This window comes from Streptomyces sp. NPDC101152 (assembly GCF_044768275.1).
Lineage (GTDB): Bacteria > Actinomycetota > Actinomycetes > Streptomycetales > Streptomycetaceae > Streptomyces.
The window spans coordinates 1-13723 of sequence record NZ_JBIWPO010000069.1 but is presented as its reverse complement, the minus strand read 5'-3'; the positions used below and the strand labels follow the sequence as shown (position 1 = coordinate 13723).

At 69.1% G+C, this 13723-nt stretch carries 15 protein-coding genes; 6 read left to right on the top strand and 9 right to left on the bottom strand.

Translation table 11 applies throughout. The annotated features are described in order from the left end of the window. Positions 1 to 68: 68 nt before the first annotated feature. Positions 69 to 458 (bottom strand): signal peptidase I, encoded by a 390-nt coding sequence (locus ACIRVK_RS41475; protein ID WP_404256676.1) that lies wholly within the window; start codon positions 456 to 458, stop codon positions 69 to 71. Between the two features lie 52 nt (positions 459 to 510). Continuing rightward, on the bottom strand, positions 511 to 1716 hold the full coding sequence (locus ACIRVK_RS41470; protein WP_404256674.1) for a glycosyltransferase: 1206 nt from the start codon (positions 1714 to 1716) through the stop codon (positions 511 to 513). A 292-nt stretch (positions 1717 to 2008) separates the two neighbouring features. Here ACIRVK_RS41470 and ACIRVK_RS41465 point away from each other — a divergent pair, with 292 nt between their 5' ends. From ACIRVK_RS41465 to ACIRVK_RS41455, 3 genes are all read left to right on the top strand, one after another. Next, complete coding sequence (locus ACIRVK_RS41465) at positions 2009 to 2713, top strand: NTP transferase domain-containing protein (RefSeq protein ID WP_404256672.1); 705 nt, start codon at positions 2009 to 2011, stop codon at positions 2711 to 2713. Positions 2714 to 2914: 201 nt separating this feature from the next. After that, the gene (locus ACIRVK_RS41460; RefSeq protein WP_404256670.1) at positions 2915 to 3508 is read left to right on the top strand and encodes a dihydrofolate reductase family protein; all 594 of its coding nucleotides are present in this window, start codon (positions 2915 to 2917) and stop codon (positions 3506 to 3508) included. A gap of 218 nt (positions 3509 to 3726) precedes the next feature. Then, a complete protein-coding gene (locus ACIRVK_RS41455) occupies positions 3727 to 4905 on the top strand; it encodes an alpha/beta hydrolase family protein (RefSeq protein WP_404256668.1) in 1179 nt (392 codons plus the stop codon). Positions 4906 to 4954: 49 nt separating this feature from the next. Here ACIRVK_RS41455 and ACIRVK_RS41450 read toward each other — a convergent pair whose 3' ends face one another. From ACIRVK_RS41450 to ACIRVK_RS41420, 7 genes are all read right to left on the bottom strand, one after another. Then, complete coding sequence (locus tag ACIRVK_RS41450; protein ID WP_404256666.1) at positions 4955 to 5638, bottom strand: response regulator; 684 nt, start codon at positions 5636 to 5638, stop codon at positions 4955 to 4957. Then, on the bottom strand, positions 5635 to 6822 hold the full coding sequence (locus ACIRVK_RS41445; protein WP_404256664.1) for a sensor histidine kinase: 1188 nt from the start codon (positions 6820 to 6822) through the stop codon (positions 5635 to 5637). Before ACIRVK_RS41445 ends, ACIRVK_RS41450 begins: the two co-directional genes overlap by 4 nt. A 461-nt stretch (positions 6823 to 7283) precedes the next feature. Continuing rightward, complete coding sequence (locus ACIRVK_RS41440) at positions 7284 to 7841, bottom strand: DUF1097 domain-containing protein (protein ID WP_404256662.1); 558 nt, start codon at positions 7839 to 7841, stop codon at positions 7284 to 7286. 2 nt (positions 7842 to 7843) lie between these two features. Further along, positions 7844 to 8878 (bottom strand): alpha/beta fold hydrolase, encoded by a 1035-nt coding sequence (locus ACIRVK_RS41435; protein ID WP_404256660.1) that lies wholly within the window; start codon positions 8876 to 8878, stop codon positions 7844 to 7846. A gap of 41 nt (positions 8879 to 8919) precedes the next feature. Then, on the bottom strand, positions 8920 to 10167 hold the full coding sequence (gene fmdA, locus ACIRVK_RS41430; RefSeq protein ID WP_404256658.1) for a formamidase: 1248 nt from the start codon (positions 10165 to 10167) through the stop codon (positions 8920 to 8922). A 43-nt stretch (positions 10168 to 10210) separates the two neighbouring features. Continuing rightward, positions 10211 to 10492, bottom strand: a complete 282-nt coding sequence (locus ACIRVK_RS41425) for an FmdB family zinc ribbon protein (RefSeq protein ID WP_404256656.1) — start codon at positions 10490 to 10492, stop codon at positions 10211 to 10213. A 92-nt stretch (positions 10493 to 10584) separates the two neighbouring features. Beyond that, entirely contained in the window at positions 10585 to 11682 is a 1098-nt protein-coding gene (locus ACIRVK_RS41420) for a substrate-binding domain-containing protein (protein ID WP_404256654.1), read from the bottom strand. A gap of 70 nt (positions 11683 to 11752) precedes the next feature. On the opposite strand from ACIRVK_RS41420, the gene ACIRVK_RS41415 reads away from it, so the two are divergent. The 3 genes from ACIRVK_RS41415 to ACIRVK_RS41405 all read left to right on the top strand — a co-directional run bounded on the left by ACIRVK_RS41415 (position 11753) and on the right by ACIRVK_RS41405 (position 13243). Beyond that, positions 11753 to 12232 carry a MarR family winged helix-turn-helix transcriptional regulator gene (locus tag ACIRVK_RS41415; RefSeq protein WP_404256652.1) on the top strand — a complete coding sequence of 160 codons (480 nt, stop codon included), beginning with the start codon at positions 11753 to 11755 and terminating at the stop codon, positions 12230 to 12232. 125 nt (positions 12233 to 12357) lie between these two features. Next, positions 12358 to 12846, top strand: coding sequence for a GNAT family N-acetyltransferase (locus ACIRVK_RS41410; protein WP_404256650.1), 489 nt, complete (start codon positions 12358 to 12360; stop codon positions 12844 to 12846). Between the two features lie 193 nt (positions 12847 to 13039). Then, positions 13040 to 13243: a hypothetical protein gene (locus ACIRVK_RS41405; RefSeq protein WP_404256648.1), complete on the top strand. Its 204-nt coding sequence runs from the start codon at positions 13040 to 13042 to the stop codon at positions 13241 to 13243. Positions 13244 to 13723 lie beyond the last annotated feature (480 nt).

Below are 13723 nucleotides of genomic sequence, written 5' to 3'. Positions count from 1 at the left end.
GCCGTTTGCGCCCGGCATCCGACATCAAGGGTTTTCCTGAAGATGGCGGACCACATGAGGTAAATGGTTCACTTCGGTCGTGCCGCGTTCCCCTCCTCGGGGACGGCATACCCGGACACCGAAGGCCATCGCACGGTCAGCACCACGGAATCGTCCTCGGCGAACCAGGAGTGATCCACTCCCTGGCCCCAGACGACGTACTCGCCCTGCTGCTCCAGCAGAACGCTGCGGCCCGGGAACTCCATACGGAAGCGGCCTGAGATGAGAACCAGCAGGGCCGTCCGCACCTCACCCTTCACCCACTGCGCTCGTCGCTCACCGCGGGGATGGACACCCCACTTCACCTCGACGGCGTCACTGTGGCGAGGATCGCCCAGCTCCTTGAAGTGCCCGAGCAGCCACCCCCGGTCCATTGCCGCGTCCTTGCCCGCATTGCCCACGTACACGCCGTCGTCCATGACCCGAACGCTAGCAACCGAGGCACCGGCACGAGCCACCAGGCGATACCGCTCAGCGCGACCCGTCGACCAACCGGCGCGCGGCCACCTCCGCTCCGTCGGTGCGAAGCCGGCTGCCCACGGACTGCGCACGAGCCCGCGTCCCGGGTGACAGAGCGCTCTTGAGCGCGACGCCCAGAGAGGCGAGGGACGTGGTCGAAGCATCGAGGGCCGCACCGAGCTCCAGCGCCGCCACCCGGCTTGCCCAGTACGGGTTGTCCGACAGTTGGAGAGGTATCACCACTTGCGGCGCGCCCGCCCGGGCCGCCGTCAACGTCGTACCCGCGCCCCCGTGGTGGACGACGGCGGCCACCTTGCCGAACAGGCTCTGATGGCTGACCTCGCCGATGGCGAAGCAGTCGTCCCCGCCGTCGACGAGATCCAACTCCGCCCAACCACGCGACGCGAGCACGCGGTACCCCTGCGCACGGATCGCCTCGACGGCCATGCCGCCTATGCCTTCGGCCGGAGACATACTGCCGAAGCCGACATAGACCGGTGGGGCGCCATCGTCCAGGAACCTCGTCAGGTCCGCCGGGAGCGGGCGTTCGTCGGGGAGCGTCCACGCGCCTGTCTGCACGACGTCGAGGCCGGGAGTCTCCGGCCACGCCCCCAGGACGGGGTCCGCCGCCAACCACGGACGGTCCGTGAGGATGTGATCGCGCACGTTGTCCACCGGCGGCAGACCGAGCACTGCCCGGTGACGGTTGAGTGCCTCCCCGAACTGCGCGTTGACGTTCTGGGCATCCAACTCCCACAAGGTCCGGTTGTCGGCGACCTCGGGCTCCGGCCAGCCCGGACGCGGCGGCGGCGCGTGATGCGGCGACGGCAGATGGACCGCCGCATAACTCACGTACACATAGAAGATCCCGGCGGCCTCGGCCACGGAACGCGCGGCGACCTGTCCCAGGCCTGCCGCCACCACCACGTCACATCCGTCGAACGCCGAAGGGAAGGCGTCGAACTGCGCCTCGACCAGCTCATTCCGGTACCGGGCCAGGTCCGCCGCCGACGGCAGGGCCTTCCCGCGCATCAACTCCCGGACCGGCGGCCCGACCGGCACCAACCGCACTCCGATACCGGCGAGTCGCTGAGCGAACTCCTCGTCCGGCGGAGCGCACATCCTCACGTCCGCGCCGAGCCCCCGTAGCCGTACCGCGAGTGCCACCAGCGGTTCGACGTCGCCACGTGTCCCGTATGTAGACAACAGCACCCGCATTCAGCGCCCTCTTTCGTCGGGTCCAACGGTCGGTCGTCCGGATGATCGCCAGCAGTGTAGGTCGCATGTCGGCGAGCCTGGGCGATCGACGCCTGGCTCCTCGCGCCAGGACAGGTCGATCAACTCGCCTATTTCGCAGCAGACTTGTGCCTTCGGGAGTTTCTGGTCGCAACGGTCCCGGAAGCTACGGCGCACCCAGAGCCCGAGGTTCATCGCAGTCCGGCACTGGGCAGTCTGTGCTCGGCGAGGTGTGCAAGATCCCCAACCGTCCACACAACCGGAGCGCCACTCGATGCAGAGTTCGTCCACACCCGTACCTGATGTCTCGGTCATCCTTCCCTGCGCCGGATACGGAACACGCTTCGGGGCGCCCTACCCGAAGGAGCTGCACTGCCTGGCTCCCGGGGTCACCGTGCTGGACCGCAGCTTGGAAGCCGTCGTCGAACTCGCCAAGAGCGGACTCCAGGTACGCCTCGTCGTCGTGTTCGCACCGCACAAGCTCGACACGGTGAGCTACCTGGCGCGCTATGCCGACACCTTCCAGATGGTCTTCGTCTACCAGGACGAGTCGTTCGGGCCCGGCCTCGACGGGGCGATCCGGTCCGCCTTGCCGATGACCCAGGGGCCGGTGGCCCTCGTCCTGCCCGACATCGTTGTCTCCGGCGCGGACACCCAGGGCAGGCTCCTCGACGCCTTGCGGCAGGTGGAGGTGGCGGGCTGGAGCGTGGTGGCCGCCGAGGAGCGGAACCACGACACGCTGCGCCAGATGGGCGCGCTGGCCCTGACCGACGCGGGAGGCGTCCTGACCGTGGGGGCGGCCACCGACAAGCCGGCGGATCCGTCGGGCTTCAACGCGTTCTGGGGCATGGTGGCCGTTACCGAGAGCGAGGCGCACAAGCTGCCCGACGTCGTGGGCGTAGGAACGGCCAACCCGCTGGCGGGCGCGGTCGCCCTCATGGTGGAGGGGATCGTCAACTACAACACCCCAACGGGCTGACTGCCCGCGGGACGACCGGTTCTTGCGCGATCGGCAGGGCCCTGCTCATGGGCCCATCACCTTCGACAGCGCGCTGCGGCCCGGGTTGCGGCGGGTTCGCGGCCGACACTCCCCACGATAATGTCGCCCTCCCGCGCCCTGGAGAACTCCCGTACTACGTCATCCACTACGCCTCTTCTACACCACCGAAGGATGATTGCCGTGCGCACCCTGACGTACTACGCCGCCACCACGCTCGACGGTTTCATCGCCGGCCCGAAAGGGGGCGACCCGACCGGCCCTGACGGCTTCTTCACCGTCACCCCCGACTACCTGGAGCACATCGTCACGCACTACCCGGAGACATTGCCGGCGCCCGCCCGTGCGGCGTTGGGCGTGACCGCGTCCGGCACCCGCTTCGACACCGTCCTCGAGGGGCGCCGCTCGTACCAGCTCGGACTGGACGCAGGCATCACCGACGCCTACCCCCACCTGCGGCACCACGTCTTCTCCCGCAGCCTGCCCAAGAGCCCGGACGCGGCAGTCGAGGTGGTCTCCACCGACCCGCTGGAGAAGGTACGCGAGCTCAAGTCCCAGGACGGCAAGGGGATCTGGTTGGTCGGCGGCGCCGAGCTGGCCGGAGCCCTCTACCCGGAGATCGACGAACTCGTCCTCAAGGTCAACCCGGTCACCATCGGCGCAGGCATCCCGCTGTTCGCCGGGAAGTCCGAAACGAATCCGCGAGCGTTCACGATGATCGGGCACACGGTGCTGCCCGGCGGCGCCGCCTTCCTCACCTACACCACCCGCCCCTGACGCCCAATGCACCGGCTGACGCGGGCCCGTCAACGCCGCACTGAGCGCGACAACGTCTGGCGGCAGCGGCCCGTTGGTGGCCCGGGCCGACAGGTTCCTTGAGGCTCACCGCGGTGTTGTCCGCCTGCGAGGGGACGGCGGATCCGCCTGGAAGCGGAAGTGTCCGTCCGCTCCTGAGCTGACGTCAGGAGGTGTGCCCACGATCTAGTTTCTGGCGCATGACCAGTATCCGCCGCACGGCGCTGACCGCCGTGCTCGCACTCGTCCTGCCGCTGCCGGTCGCTGCCGCGGCACCGTCCCTCGCCGCCACCCCGTCGATCGCCCCGGCCTCCCACCCGGCACCGAGCGGGTCCGTCGCGGCCCTGCCCCGTCCGACCGGCCCGTACGCAGCCGGCCGTGACATGCTTCACCTTGTCGACGACAGTCGCCGGGACCCGTGGGTGCCTGCTGCGGGGCCGCGGCGGCTGATGGTGTCGATGTACTACCCGGCCCGGCCCGGGAGCGGGTCACCGGCTCCCTACATGACCACCGGCGAGGCTCGGCTGTTCCTGCAGGACAGGGTCCCGGGCTCCGGCATCCCGCCCGAGGCGCTGACCGCGGTCCGGACGTGGGCGCGTGCGGACGCGCGCCCGCTGCACGGCCGGTTCCCGCTGGTGCTGCTCTCGCCCGGCTTCACCTTCCCGCGGGCGCTGTTCAGCAGCGTCGCAGAGGACCTGGCCAGCCGCGGGTACGTCGTCGCGCTGATCGACCACACCTATGAGACCCCCGGCGTCACCTTCCCCGACGGACGGACCCTGCCCTGCGCCATCTGCGACCAGCCGCCGGCGGGCGGGTTGCCGGCCATCGCCAGGAGCCGGGCGAAGGACGCCTCCTTCGTGATAGACCAGCTGACGTCCCGTCACTCGCCCTGGACATACGCCCACCTGATCGACCGGCGACGGATCGGTATGGCCGGGCACTCCATCGGTGGTGACGCCGCCGCCGTGACCATGGCCGCCGACCACCGGCTACGGGCCGGGGTGAACATGGACGGCACCTTCTATGTGCCCGTCCCGGCCACCGGTCTGAACGGCCGGCCCTTCCTCCTGTTCGGTGCCCAGTCCGACGAGAGCCCGGGCATGGATTCCAGCTGGGACGACGCCTGGGCAGGCCTGGACGGCTGGAAGCGCCGGCTCACCATCGCCGGCGCCGAGCACGGCACCTTCAGCGACCTGCCACTGCTCTCCCAGGCGGTGGGCCGGCCCAGCCCGCCCGGGGCGATAGCACCGCTGCGCGGACTGGCGATCACCCGCACGTATCTCGGGGACTTCTTCGACCTGCAGCTGAAGGGCAAGCCGGAGCCGCTCCTGGACGGTCCTTCCCCCAGCGAGCCGGAAGTCAGCGTCCAGAGCCCGTAAGCGTGCCGCGCCCCGGGGGCCGCATCCTGGCGTCCCCGTCCGTGCGGGCTCAGCCGGACGGGGACACCAGGCCCGCGTCGTAGGCGGCGATGACGAGTTGGACGCGGTCGCGGGCATCCAGCTTGGTCAGCAACCGGGCGACGTGGGTCTTGGCGGTGGCAGGGCCGATGAAGAGCTGCGCGGCGATCTCCGCGTTGGACAACCCGCGGCCGACCAGGGTCAGCACCTCGCGCTCGCGCTCGGTGACGCCTGGCAGTCGGCGCTTCGGCGCGGCCGGTCCGGGCCGCGCCGTGAGATCGGCGATGAGGCGGCGGGTGACGCTCGGCGCGATCAGGGCGTCGCCGGCGGCGACCACGCGGATCGCTGCGAGGATGTCCACCAGCGCCATGTCCTTGACCAGGAAGCCGCTCGCACCGGCCCGCAGGGCGGCGTAGACGTTGTCGTCGTCGTCGAAGGTGGTGAGGATCAGCACGCGCGGCACGGGGTCGGCCGCGCCCGCGGTGAGCAGCCGGGTCGCCTCGATACCGTCCATGCCGGGCATCCGGATGTCCATCACCACGACGTCCGGAAGGATCTCCCTGGCGAGCCGGACAGCCTCGGCGCCGGTGGCTGCCTCGCCTGCGAGCTCCAGGCCCGGGGAATGGGTGATGGCCATGCCCAGGCCGGTGCGCACCAGCTCCTGGTCGTCGGCGAGCAGGATACGGATCGCCTGGCCGGTGTCGGAGGGCGTCATGCGGGCAGCCTCGCGGCCACCCGGAAGCCGCCCTCGGGACGGGACCCGGCGCTGAACCGGCCGTTCAGCAGTGCGACCCGCTCGCGCATCCCGGAGATTCCGTAACCGGTAACGCCGGTACGGTGGCCGTGGACGGGACGGCCGTCGTCGAGCACCTCGATGTCCAACTCCTGCTCCCGATAGGTGATGTGAACCTCGCAGCGGTGTGCCCCCGCATGGCGCACCACGTTCGTGACCGACTCCTGGACGATCCGGAAGGCGGCCAGGTCGACCTCGGGCGGGAGGGGACGCGGCCGCCCCTGCCATCGCACCTCCACCGTGACGCCCGCCCGCGCCATCGTCTCGGCCAGCCGGTCGACGGCCTCCAGGCCTGCGAGTGGTGCGCTGCCCGGAGGATCCTCGCCGGCCTCGGCCCGGCGAAGGGAGACGAGCATCCTCCGAAGGCCCGCCAGCGTCTCCCGGCTCGTGGCCTCGATGGCGTCCAACGCCCGGCGGGCCCCGGCCGGTTCCGCGTCCAGCACCAGGCCTGCCGCACCCGCCTGGATCGCGATGACGCCGATGCTGTGCGCCACGGCGTCGTGCAACTCCCGGGCGATCCGCAGCCGTTCGGCCGTGACCGCCTGCTCGGCGGCGTACGCACGCAGGGCCTGGGTGTAACCACGTTGCTGACGTATCGAGTTGCCGATCGCCCACGGAATGGCGATGCTCGCCGCGGCGCCCAGAAGACTGCTGACGAAATCACTGAACGCCACCGGCCCGTGACTCACCGCCATCGCTTCCCCCGACCAGACCGCAAGTTCAGTGACGCCCGCGAGGACGGAGATCCGGCGGGAACGCACGGCCGCGAGGTAACCGGCCAAGAGGCCCAGAGCAAAGAAGAGCGGCCACGTCCGCTCTCCCAGCAGCACCACCGCGACCGACTCGGCAAGGAGCACGCCGAACACCTGCTCAGGCCACCGCCGGGCCCAGCCGACAGCCAGCGCCAGCACCACGGCCACGGCCGCCCGCAGCCCGAGTGCCGGCGCGAAGGCGGGGTGCCGGAGTCCGAAGGGCCATGCCATCCGGTACGTCGTCGAGGCGAACAGCAGCAGCGCCAGGAGCCCTGCGGCGCACCAGGTCAGCACCGTCCAGACACCCGACGGCAACCGCCTCAGCCACGGCGAGGGCGGCAGGTCTCGCTCCATGCGGTGATCGTAGCCAGCGACCTCATCGTGGGACGTCCTCCCGCAGGCATACGCCTGCAGACGGACGCACTTCAACGAGTCGTCCGGCCGGACGCGGAACCTCGCGGGTGGCCTGCACAGCAACTTGCGCACGGCGCACTCGGCGGTTGGGCATCCCGCATGCAACGAGGCGTCCGAAGTACCGGTCCAGCAGCCGGAACGCTGAGCTGAGGCCGTGCCCAGGCGAGGGTGACCGCCTCGGGCGACGTAAGCCGCCTTGGCCGAGCAGTCCCGCCACCGTCGCCGGCATCAGCCGCCCTAGCTGCTCGTACAATCCGGCTATAACGTGCCGCATCGTACGGCAGTTTGCTTCCGGCCCTCTGGTTGACCGCCCTGCCAGGTCACTGCGCAGGACAACGCGTCCGGGACCGAGGGGAAAGTCTCCCTCGGTCCCGGCCACGCGCAAGGTGTCGTACCGGTGCTCACCCGCTCGACGGTGTCACCTCCTCGGTCACATGCGGCTGCGGCTCGGGGGAGTGAGGCGGCGCGAACATCAGGCGCAGTCCCAGGACCGCGCAGAGCGGGCCGAGGGCGCACATCGCGGCGGCGCTGACGAAGGCGGCGCCCAGATTTCCCGAGTCGTAGCCGAATCCGCCGAAGTAGGTGGCGAAGGTCGACGCGAAGCCGAAGAACATTCCCGGGACGAGAGCGAACGGCTTCAGTCGGCCGGTCGCCAGCAGGGTGCCGTTGACGAAGAAGATCACCACGCCCAGTGCCAGGGTCTGGGCGACCTCCCCGGTGCCGAACATCGTGCTCGTCTCCCGGTTGAGCAGCACGGCGACCACCGCGAACGCCGCGCCCGTCGTGGTGGCGGTGATCATGGAAACGGCGTTGGCGATGTTCGGGCCGCCCTGCAGGAAGGTTCCGGCCCAGGTGATGAAGATCGCCCAGGTCGGCATGTGGAGCGGGCTCAGGAGCAGGAGGACCGTGGCGAAGGCGACGATCGAGGCGCTGACCTCGTGCGGAAGTCTGCCCTTCATGGCTACGCCAACCCGCCTGGCTTGGCGAGCAGTTCCCTGATGCCCGTGTCGATGAACTCGGTGTCCTTGGGGCTGCTGCCGCCGCCGGCGAAGTGACCCCAGAGGCCGGGGATCACCCGGAGTTCGGCGCCCGGTATGTGGCTGACGGCCCAGGCTTCGTCCTCCGGCGGGAAGTAGAGGTCCTTCTCGGCGGGCATGTCGAGTGTGGTCGCCTTGATGGAGCCCAGGGCCGCCTCGGTGTCCCCGTCGAAACCGGGGGTGAGTCCGACGTCGCCGTTCTGCCACGTCCACAGCATGGCGAGCAGGTTGTTGGGGTCGCGGCCGTCGAGGAAGAAACCCTCCCAGAATCCGATCAGGAAGTCGTCGAGGGAGGTGTAGCCGAGCTTCTCGTACTCCTTTTCCCAGTAGAACGCCTGCGAGAAGCCCCATCCCGCGTACACCCGGGCAAGCGCCCGCAGTCCGGTGGTCGGCCACTTGTCCGCGTCGTACCAGCCGCCGTTGAAGGCCGCGTCGGCGGTCAGCGCTGCCTTGACGCCCTCGAGGAAGACCTTGTTGTGGGCACTGGTGCGCGGGGAGCCGCAGAACGGGGCGATCCGTTCCACCATTTCCGGGTGGCTGACGGCCCACTGGAAGGTCTGTCCGGCGCCCATGGACCAGCCGGTCACCAGAGCGATCCTCTCGATGCCGAACTCCTCGGTGACCAGCTTGTGCTGGGCCTCGATCTGGTCGTACACCGTGATGCGCGGGAAGCGGGCTCGGTCGTACGGAGGCGGCGTGTTGCTCGGTGAGCTGGACAGTCCGTTGCCCAGCATGTTGGGGACGATGATGAAGTACTGCTCCGGGTCGAGGGCCATGCCGGGGCCGATGAGCCACTCGTTGTCCCAGTGCCGGCCGGAGTACCAGGTGGGGTAGACGATCGCGTTGGACTTGTCGGCGTTGAGTTCGCCGTACGTGGTGTAGGCGAGGTGGGCGCCGCGCAGGGTGGCGCCGTGCTGGGTGGTGAAGTCGCCCAGCTGGAAGGTGAGATGGTCGCTCATGCCACTGCCTTTCAGGGGAACTGCTCGTCAGGAGGTGCTTGTCACGAGGTGACCGCGCACTGCCCGCGGTCGGTCTTCCTCGGGCCCTCGGCCGTCGGCCGGATGTCGAAGTCGAAAATGGCGGTGGGGAGATAGAGGGTGCTGCATGCGTTGGGGATGTCCACGACGCCGCTGATGCGGCCCTCGATCGGGGCGGAGCCGAGCAGCAGGTAGGCCTGCTCGCCGGTGTAGCCGAAGGTCTTGAGGTACTCGACGGCGTTGAGGCAGGCGTTGCGGTACGCCAGCGTCGCGTCGAGGTAGTGGTTGGTGTCGTCGGCGTGGTCGACGGAGATGCCGACGAACGAGATGAACTCCGTGTACTGCGGTGCGACGTTCCCGGGCATGAAGATCGGGTTGGTGGTGACCCCGTACTTCTCCATGCCGTCCTTGATCAGGTCGACGTGCAGATCGATGAAGCCTCCCATCTCGATGGCGCCGCAGAAGGTGATCTCGCCGTCGCCCTGGCTGAAGTGCAGGTCGCCACCGGAGAGCAGGGCGCCGGGGACGAGAACGGGGTAGAAGACCCGGGAGCCGCGGGTGAAGTTCTTGATGTCGTGGTTGCCGCCGTTCTCCCGGGCCGGGACGGTCCGGGCGCCCTCGGCGGCGATCCGCCGGCCGACGTCGCCGCTCGCCGTGCCGGCCAGGGCGTTGTCGGCGAGTGGCGGCAGCGCGAGGGCCGGCACCCGGTGCGGGTCGGTGTCGATGAGAGCCTGCTCACGGGCGTTCCAGCGGGCCAGCAACTCGGCCGAGGGGGCGGTGCCGAACAGTCCGGGATGGGTGATCCCGGTGTAGCGCACGCCGGGGATGTGGCGGGAGGTGGCCTGCTGGCCGTGGAAGTCCCAGACGGCCTTGTAGGCGTCGGGGAAGTGGTCGGTGAGGAATCCGCCGCCGTTGTCCCGGGCGAAGACCCCGGTGTATCCCCATCCCTGCCCCGAGCCCTCACCCTGTGCCTGTGGCACGGGGCCCAGGTCGAGGATGTCCACGACGAGCAGGTCACCGGGTTCGGCGCCCTCCACGGCGATCGGGCCGCTGAGCATGTGCGCGTGGGTGAGGTCGACGTCACGCACGTCATTGGCGGAGTCGTTGTTGCCGATCTGGTTGTCGGTCCAGTCCCGGCACTCGATGCGGAACTCCGAACCGGGCTTCACCGTGACAGCGGGCGGGATGTCGGGGTGCCAGCGGTTGTGTCCGGGCACCTTCTGGTCACGCATGGACAGGGCCTGGTCGACGCTGAAGACGACTTCGGGCATGGAATTGCCTCCGTACTCCGGTGGTTCGCGGTACGCGGAGAGATCAGGACTTGGGGAGCCGGGCCTGCCGGGGATCGGCGGGCGGGGTCGGACGCCGGCGGACCGGCGGAAGGTCGGTGACGACCCGCGGTTCGTGCGCACTGGCTTCCTGGGCGTGCAGTGCACGGGCCAGGGGAGCGGAGGTGCGGGTGACCATCGGGGCGGTGAAGACCCGGCGAGCGGGTACTGCGCAGGTGGCGCACGGTTCCTCGGGGAGCGTCCGGCCGATCGGCCGGATCACGTCGAAGGGGCCGCAGCCCGTGCAGCGGTACTGATAACTGGCCATGGGGTTACCTCCCAAAAGCTTCGAAGAGAAAGTATTTTTTCTCGAAGCAATTGGGCAAGGGTCCGGGGTTACAGGCAGGTAAAAGAGAGCTCTCAGGGAAGTTGCTGGAGCACGTCCCACTGCAGCCCGTCGGCCGCAGCGAGGAAGACCCGCTGTTCCAGGTGGCGGTCACGGATCTGCACCGTGCCGCGCGGGCTTTCGTACGCCAGCCCCTCAGCGGTCGCCTGGATGCGCTGTACGTCCGTGTCGCCCGCCCTGCGCAGCAGTTCGGTGAGCATGCGCACGCCTTCGTAGCACGACTCGCCCAGGCTGTTGAGCACAGGTGCGCCTGGGCCGAAACGCCGGAAGTAGGCAGCGGCGAAGTCGAGGCCGGACGCGGTCGGCAGGTCCTCGAAGTAACCGGCGGACGTCATCAGGCCCCGAGTGTTCTCCGGACCGGTGGCCAGGAGGACGTTCTCCTCGATCAGGGAGCTGAACCGGATCAGGTCGCGGTCCAGCCCTGCGGCGGTGAAAGCGCGGTTGAACAGGACGGCGTCCTGCCCGATCAGCAGCATCAGGACGGCCTCGCAGCCGCTTGCGGCGACCCGCGCCAGAACCGGCTCGAAGTCCTGGGTGCCCAGCGGGACATACATCTCCTCGCACACCTCACCGCCCAGTTCGCGCAGGTACCGGTGGGCGGCGCGGGCCGACGAGCGGGGCCATACGTAGTCGTCCCCGACGATCGTCCAACGGCGGACGTCCAGTTCGCTCGCCAACCACCGTAGCGCCGGACGCAGTTGACGGTTCGGGGTCTCACCCGTGAGGAAGACGCCGGGCGAATGCTCACCGCCCTCGTACAAAGCGGTGTACACATAGGGCACCCGTCCGTCGATGCGCGGGGCGACGACCTCGCGCACCGCCGAGATGTGCCAGCCGGCCACCGCGTCGACGACACCTCCGCAGATCAGCGCGTCGATCTCGCTGGCCACCTGCTCGGGCGGCGCGCCACCGTCCACGAGCACCAGGCGTACCTCCCTGCCCAGCACACCCGAGGCGGCGTTGACCTCTTCGGCCGCCAGCTGGGCGCAGCACTCGCAGGACGGACCGAAGATGCCCGCCGGGCCCTGAAGCGGTATCACCAGGGCGACATCCAGTGCGTCACCGGTCCGGCCCGCCGGGGCGCCGAGTCGGACAGACGCCTTCTCGATCATAGGCGCTCACCCTAGCCGTTGCTTGCTACGAGAATATTTCACAAAGATAAGGAAAGGACTGTATCGTGGAATGACTCCACCCGACGACCACGACAACTCTGGCAGGGCGATGACCACGACCACCCCGGCGGCCGTAGCCGAACTCGACTTCGCACGAGTGCTCACCCTCGTCGAGCGCCGCGTCGTCCTGCGGTTGGGCGAGGCGCTGAAGGTCGAGGGCGGCACACTCGAGGAGTGGCGGGTCCTGTCGTTCCTCGGTGACGGCGCAGGGCATGCCATGACGGAGATCGCCGAGTTCGCGTTGCTGTCCGCACCCACCCTGACGAAGGTCGTCGACCGCATGGTCTCGCTGAACCTCGTCCTGCGCCGCGTCGACGACCAGGACCGACGACGCGTGCTGGTCTTCGCGTCCGAACGCGGCAATGAAACACTGACGCGCTGGACCGCGGCAGTGGAACGCGAGCACGAGAGCATCGTGACCACCCTCGGCACCGAGGAAGCCGCGCTGCTGAGGGCCCTGCTCCAGCGTGCCTCGGGACGCCTCGGCTGAGGACCGAGCCACCCGATGCTCCGCCTCCGTGCAGGTGTTCCCTGTGACAGGCGACGATGCGCTACGGCTCGACGGGGCGGGAGGGGTCACCCTCTCCGGATTCCGGGCGGTGCAATACTCTTCCGATGGGTTCACGCACTTCCCCGAGCAGCCAGCCGATCACGATACGGAGGGCCGTGGCGAGGGATGCCAAACGGCTCACCCGCCTCGTGCGTGGCTCAGGCGCCTATCAGGGCAAGTACTCGGCCGCGGTTGCGGGCTACCGCGTCGGTCCTGATTACATCGAGGCCCACCGCACTTTCGTGGCCGTCGGTGCCGACCAGCATGGAGGCCGGGTCCTCGGGTTCTACTCGCTCGTCCTCGCTCCGCCGGAGCTCGACCTGCTGTTCGTCGCGGACGAAGCGCAAGGACGGGGAATCGGACGGCTGCTCGTCGCGCACATGCAGTCCGAGGCCCGTGCCGCCGGCCTCGACAGCGTCAAGGTCGTGTCGCACCTTCCCGCCGCGGACTTCTACCACCGCGTCGGTGCTGTGCGCACCGGGAGCGCGCTCGCGAACCCTCCCGCCGTGCCGTGGGACCGTCCCGAATTCGAGTTCCGCATTCCTTCGGAATGACACGGTGTGCCGCGGGGGGTGCCCCTATGTCTTTGGTCAAGACATCTCAGGGGGCTAAGAACTCGTTACAGAAAGAGCCGTTGGTGACCGGCCGGATTTCCGGCTCCGTCCCTCCTTCCCGAGTGCGGCAACCTACCCATCGCCGACCGTTAGCCGCTTGGGTAGGCTCCGCGGGAACCCTTCAGGAGGTGTCATGGCGAAGGTCACCATCAGCCTGGACAGCGATTTGGCCATCGAGGTCATGCTGCTGGCCGGCACCACGAGTCCGCAGGATGCTGTCGAGTTGATCGTCCGGGACTACCTGGCACGGGGCCACCGCACCGAGGCTCGTGCCGGTAACGCCGCCGACCAGGAGCGCCTCACCGACCGGCGGTCGGCGCCAGAAGAGGGCCGATGAGCACTTCAGGTCGAAGTGGTGGAAGAGTGCGTCGGCGCCACTGTCGGTGTCTCGCAGGGAGAAGAACGAGTAGCCGTCGATGTTCAGGTCGGCCGGGGCCGGTGGGCCGGCCGTTCTCGCAGACACGGATCGCGACGGAGTCAGGGATGCCGGCCGTCGGTAGGTCGGTATGCCGGAAGGCGCTGAGGCCCGCGGTGACCGCTCCGGCCAGCTGGTCGGGGGCGATGGGGCGCAAGACGTCCGGAAAGAAGTCGAGTCCGACGTAGTCCAGTCCCAGGTCAGCGAGTGGGCGAGTCCTGCGGGCCGGTCGGTGAAGGCGTGCAGGAGCGTGTCGCGGACGTTCTCGGAGGCGTGGAACGGCTGCCGGGGAGGCGGAGGAGCTTGACTTAGTGGTCTGCGTCGTAAGTCCTTCGGGGGTTGACTTTGGAGCTGGTTGCAGGCCTGTTCGCGGTCAGGTGCCGAGGCCTGTGAGGTGGAGGT

Bases quoted from the DNA above. Each gene is read 5' to 3' on its own strand.
- ACIRVK_RS41415 (WP_404256652.1), top strand. From the start codon at position 11,753: ATGACTCCACCCGACGACCACGACAACTCTGGCAGGGCGATGACCACG.
- ACIRVK_RS41435 (WP_404256660.1), bottom strand. From the start codon at position 8,878: ATGAGCGACCATCTCACCTTCCAGCTGGGCGACTTCACCACCCAGCAC.
- ACIRVK_RS41405 (WP_404256648.1), top strand. From the start codon at position 13,040: ATGGCGAAGGTCACCATCAGCCTGGACAGCGATTTGGCCATCGAGGTC.
- ACIRVK_RS41445 (WP_404256664.1), bottom strand. From the start codon at position 6,822: ATGGAGCGAGACCTGCCGCCCTCGCCGTGGCTGAGGCGGTTGCCGTCG.
- ACIRVK_RS41410 (WP_404256650.1), top strand. From the start codon at position 12,358: ATGGGTTCACGCACTTCCCCGAGCAGCCAGCCGATCACGATACGGAGG.
- ACIRVK_RS41455 (WP_404256668.1), top strand. From the start codon at position 3,727: ATGACCAGTATCCGCCGCACGGCGCTGACCGCCGTGCTCGCACTCGTC.
- fmdA (WP_404256658.1), bottom strand. From the start codon at position 10,167: ATGCCCGAAGTCGTCTTCAGCGTCGACCAGGCCCTGTCCATGCGTGAC.
- ACIRVK_RS41440 (WP_404256662.1), bottom strand. From the start codon at position 7,841: ATGAAGGGCAGACTTCCGCACGAGGTCAGCGCCTCGATCGTCGCCTTC.
- ACIRVK_RS41475 (WP_404256676.1), bottom strand. From the start codon at position 458: ATGGACGACGGCGTGTACGTGGGCAATGCGGGCAAGGACGCGGCAATG.
- ACIRVK_RS41470 (WP_404256674.1), bottom strand. From the start codon at position 1,716: ATGCGGGTGCTGTTGTCTACATACGGGACACGTGGCGACGTCGAACCG.
- ACIRVK_RS41465 (WP_404256672.1), top strand. From the start codon at position 2,009: ATGCAGAGTTCGTCCACACCCGTACCTGATGTCTCGGTCATCCTTCCC.
- ACIRVK_RS41450 (WP_404256666.1), bottom strand. From the start codon at position 5,638: ATGACGCCCTCCGACACCGGCCAGGCGATCCGTATCCTGCTCGCCGAC.
- ACIRVK_RS41425 (WP_404256656.1), bottom strand. From the start codon at position 10,492: ATGGCCAGTTATCAGTACCGCTGCACGGGCTGCGGCCCCTTCGACGTG.
- ACIRVK_RS41420 (WP_404256654.1), bottom strand. From the start codon at position 11,682: ATGATCGAGAAGGCGTCTGTCCGACTCGGCGCCCCGGCGGGCCGGACC.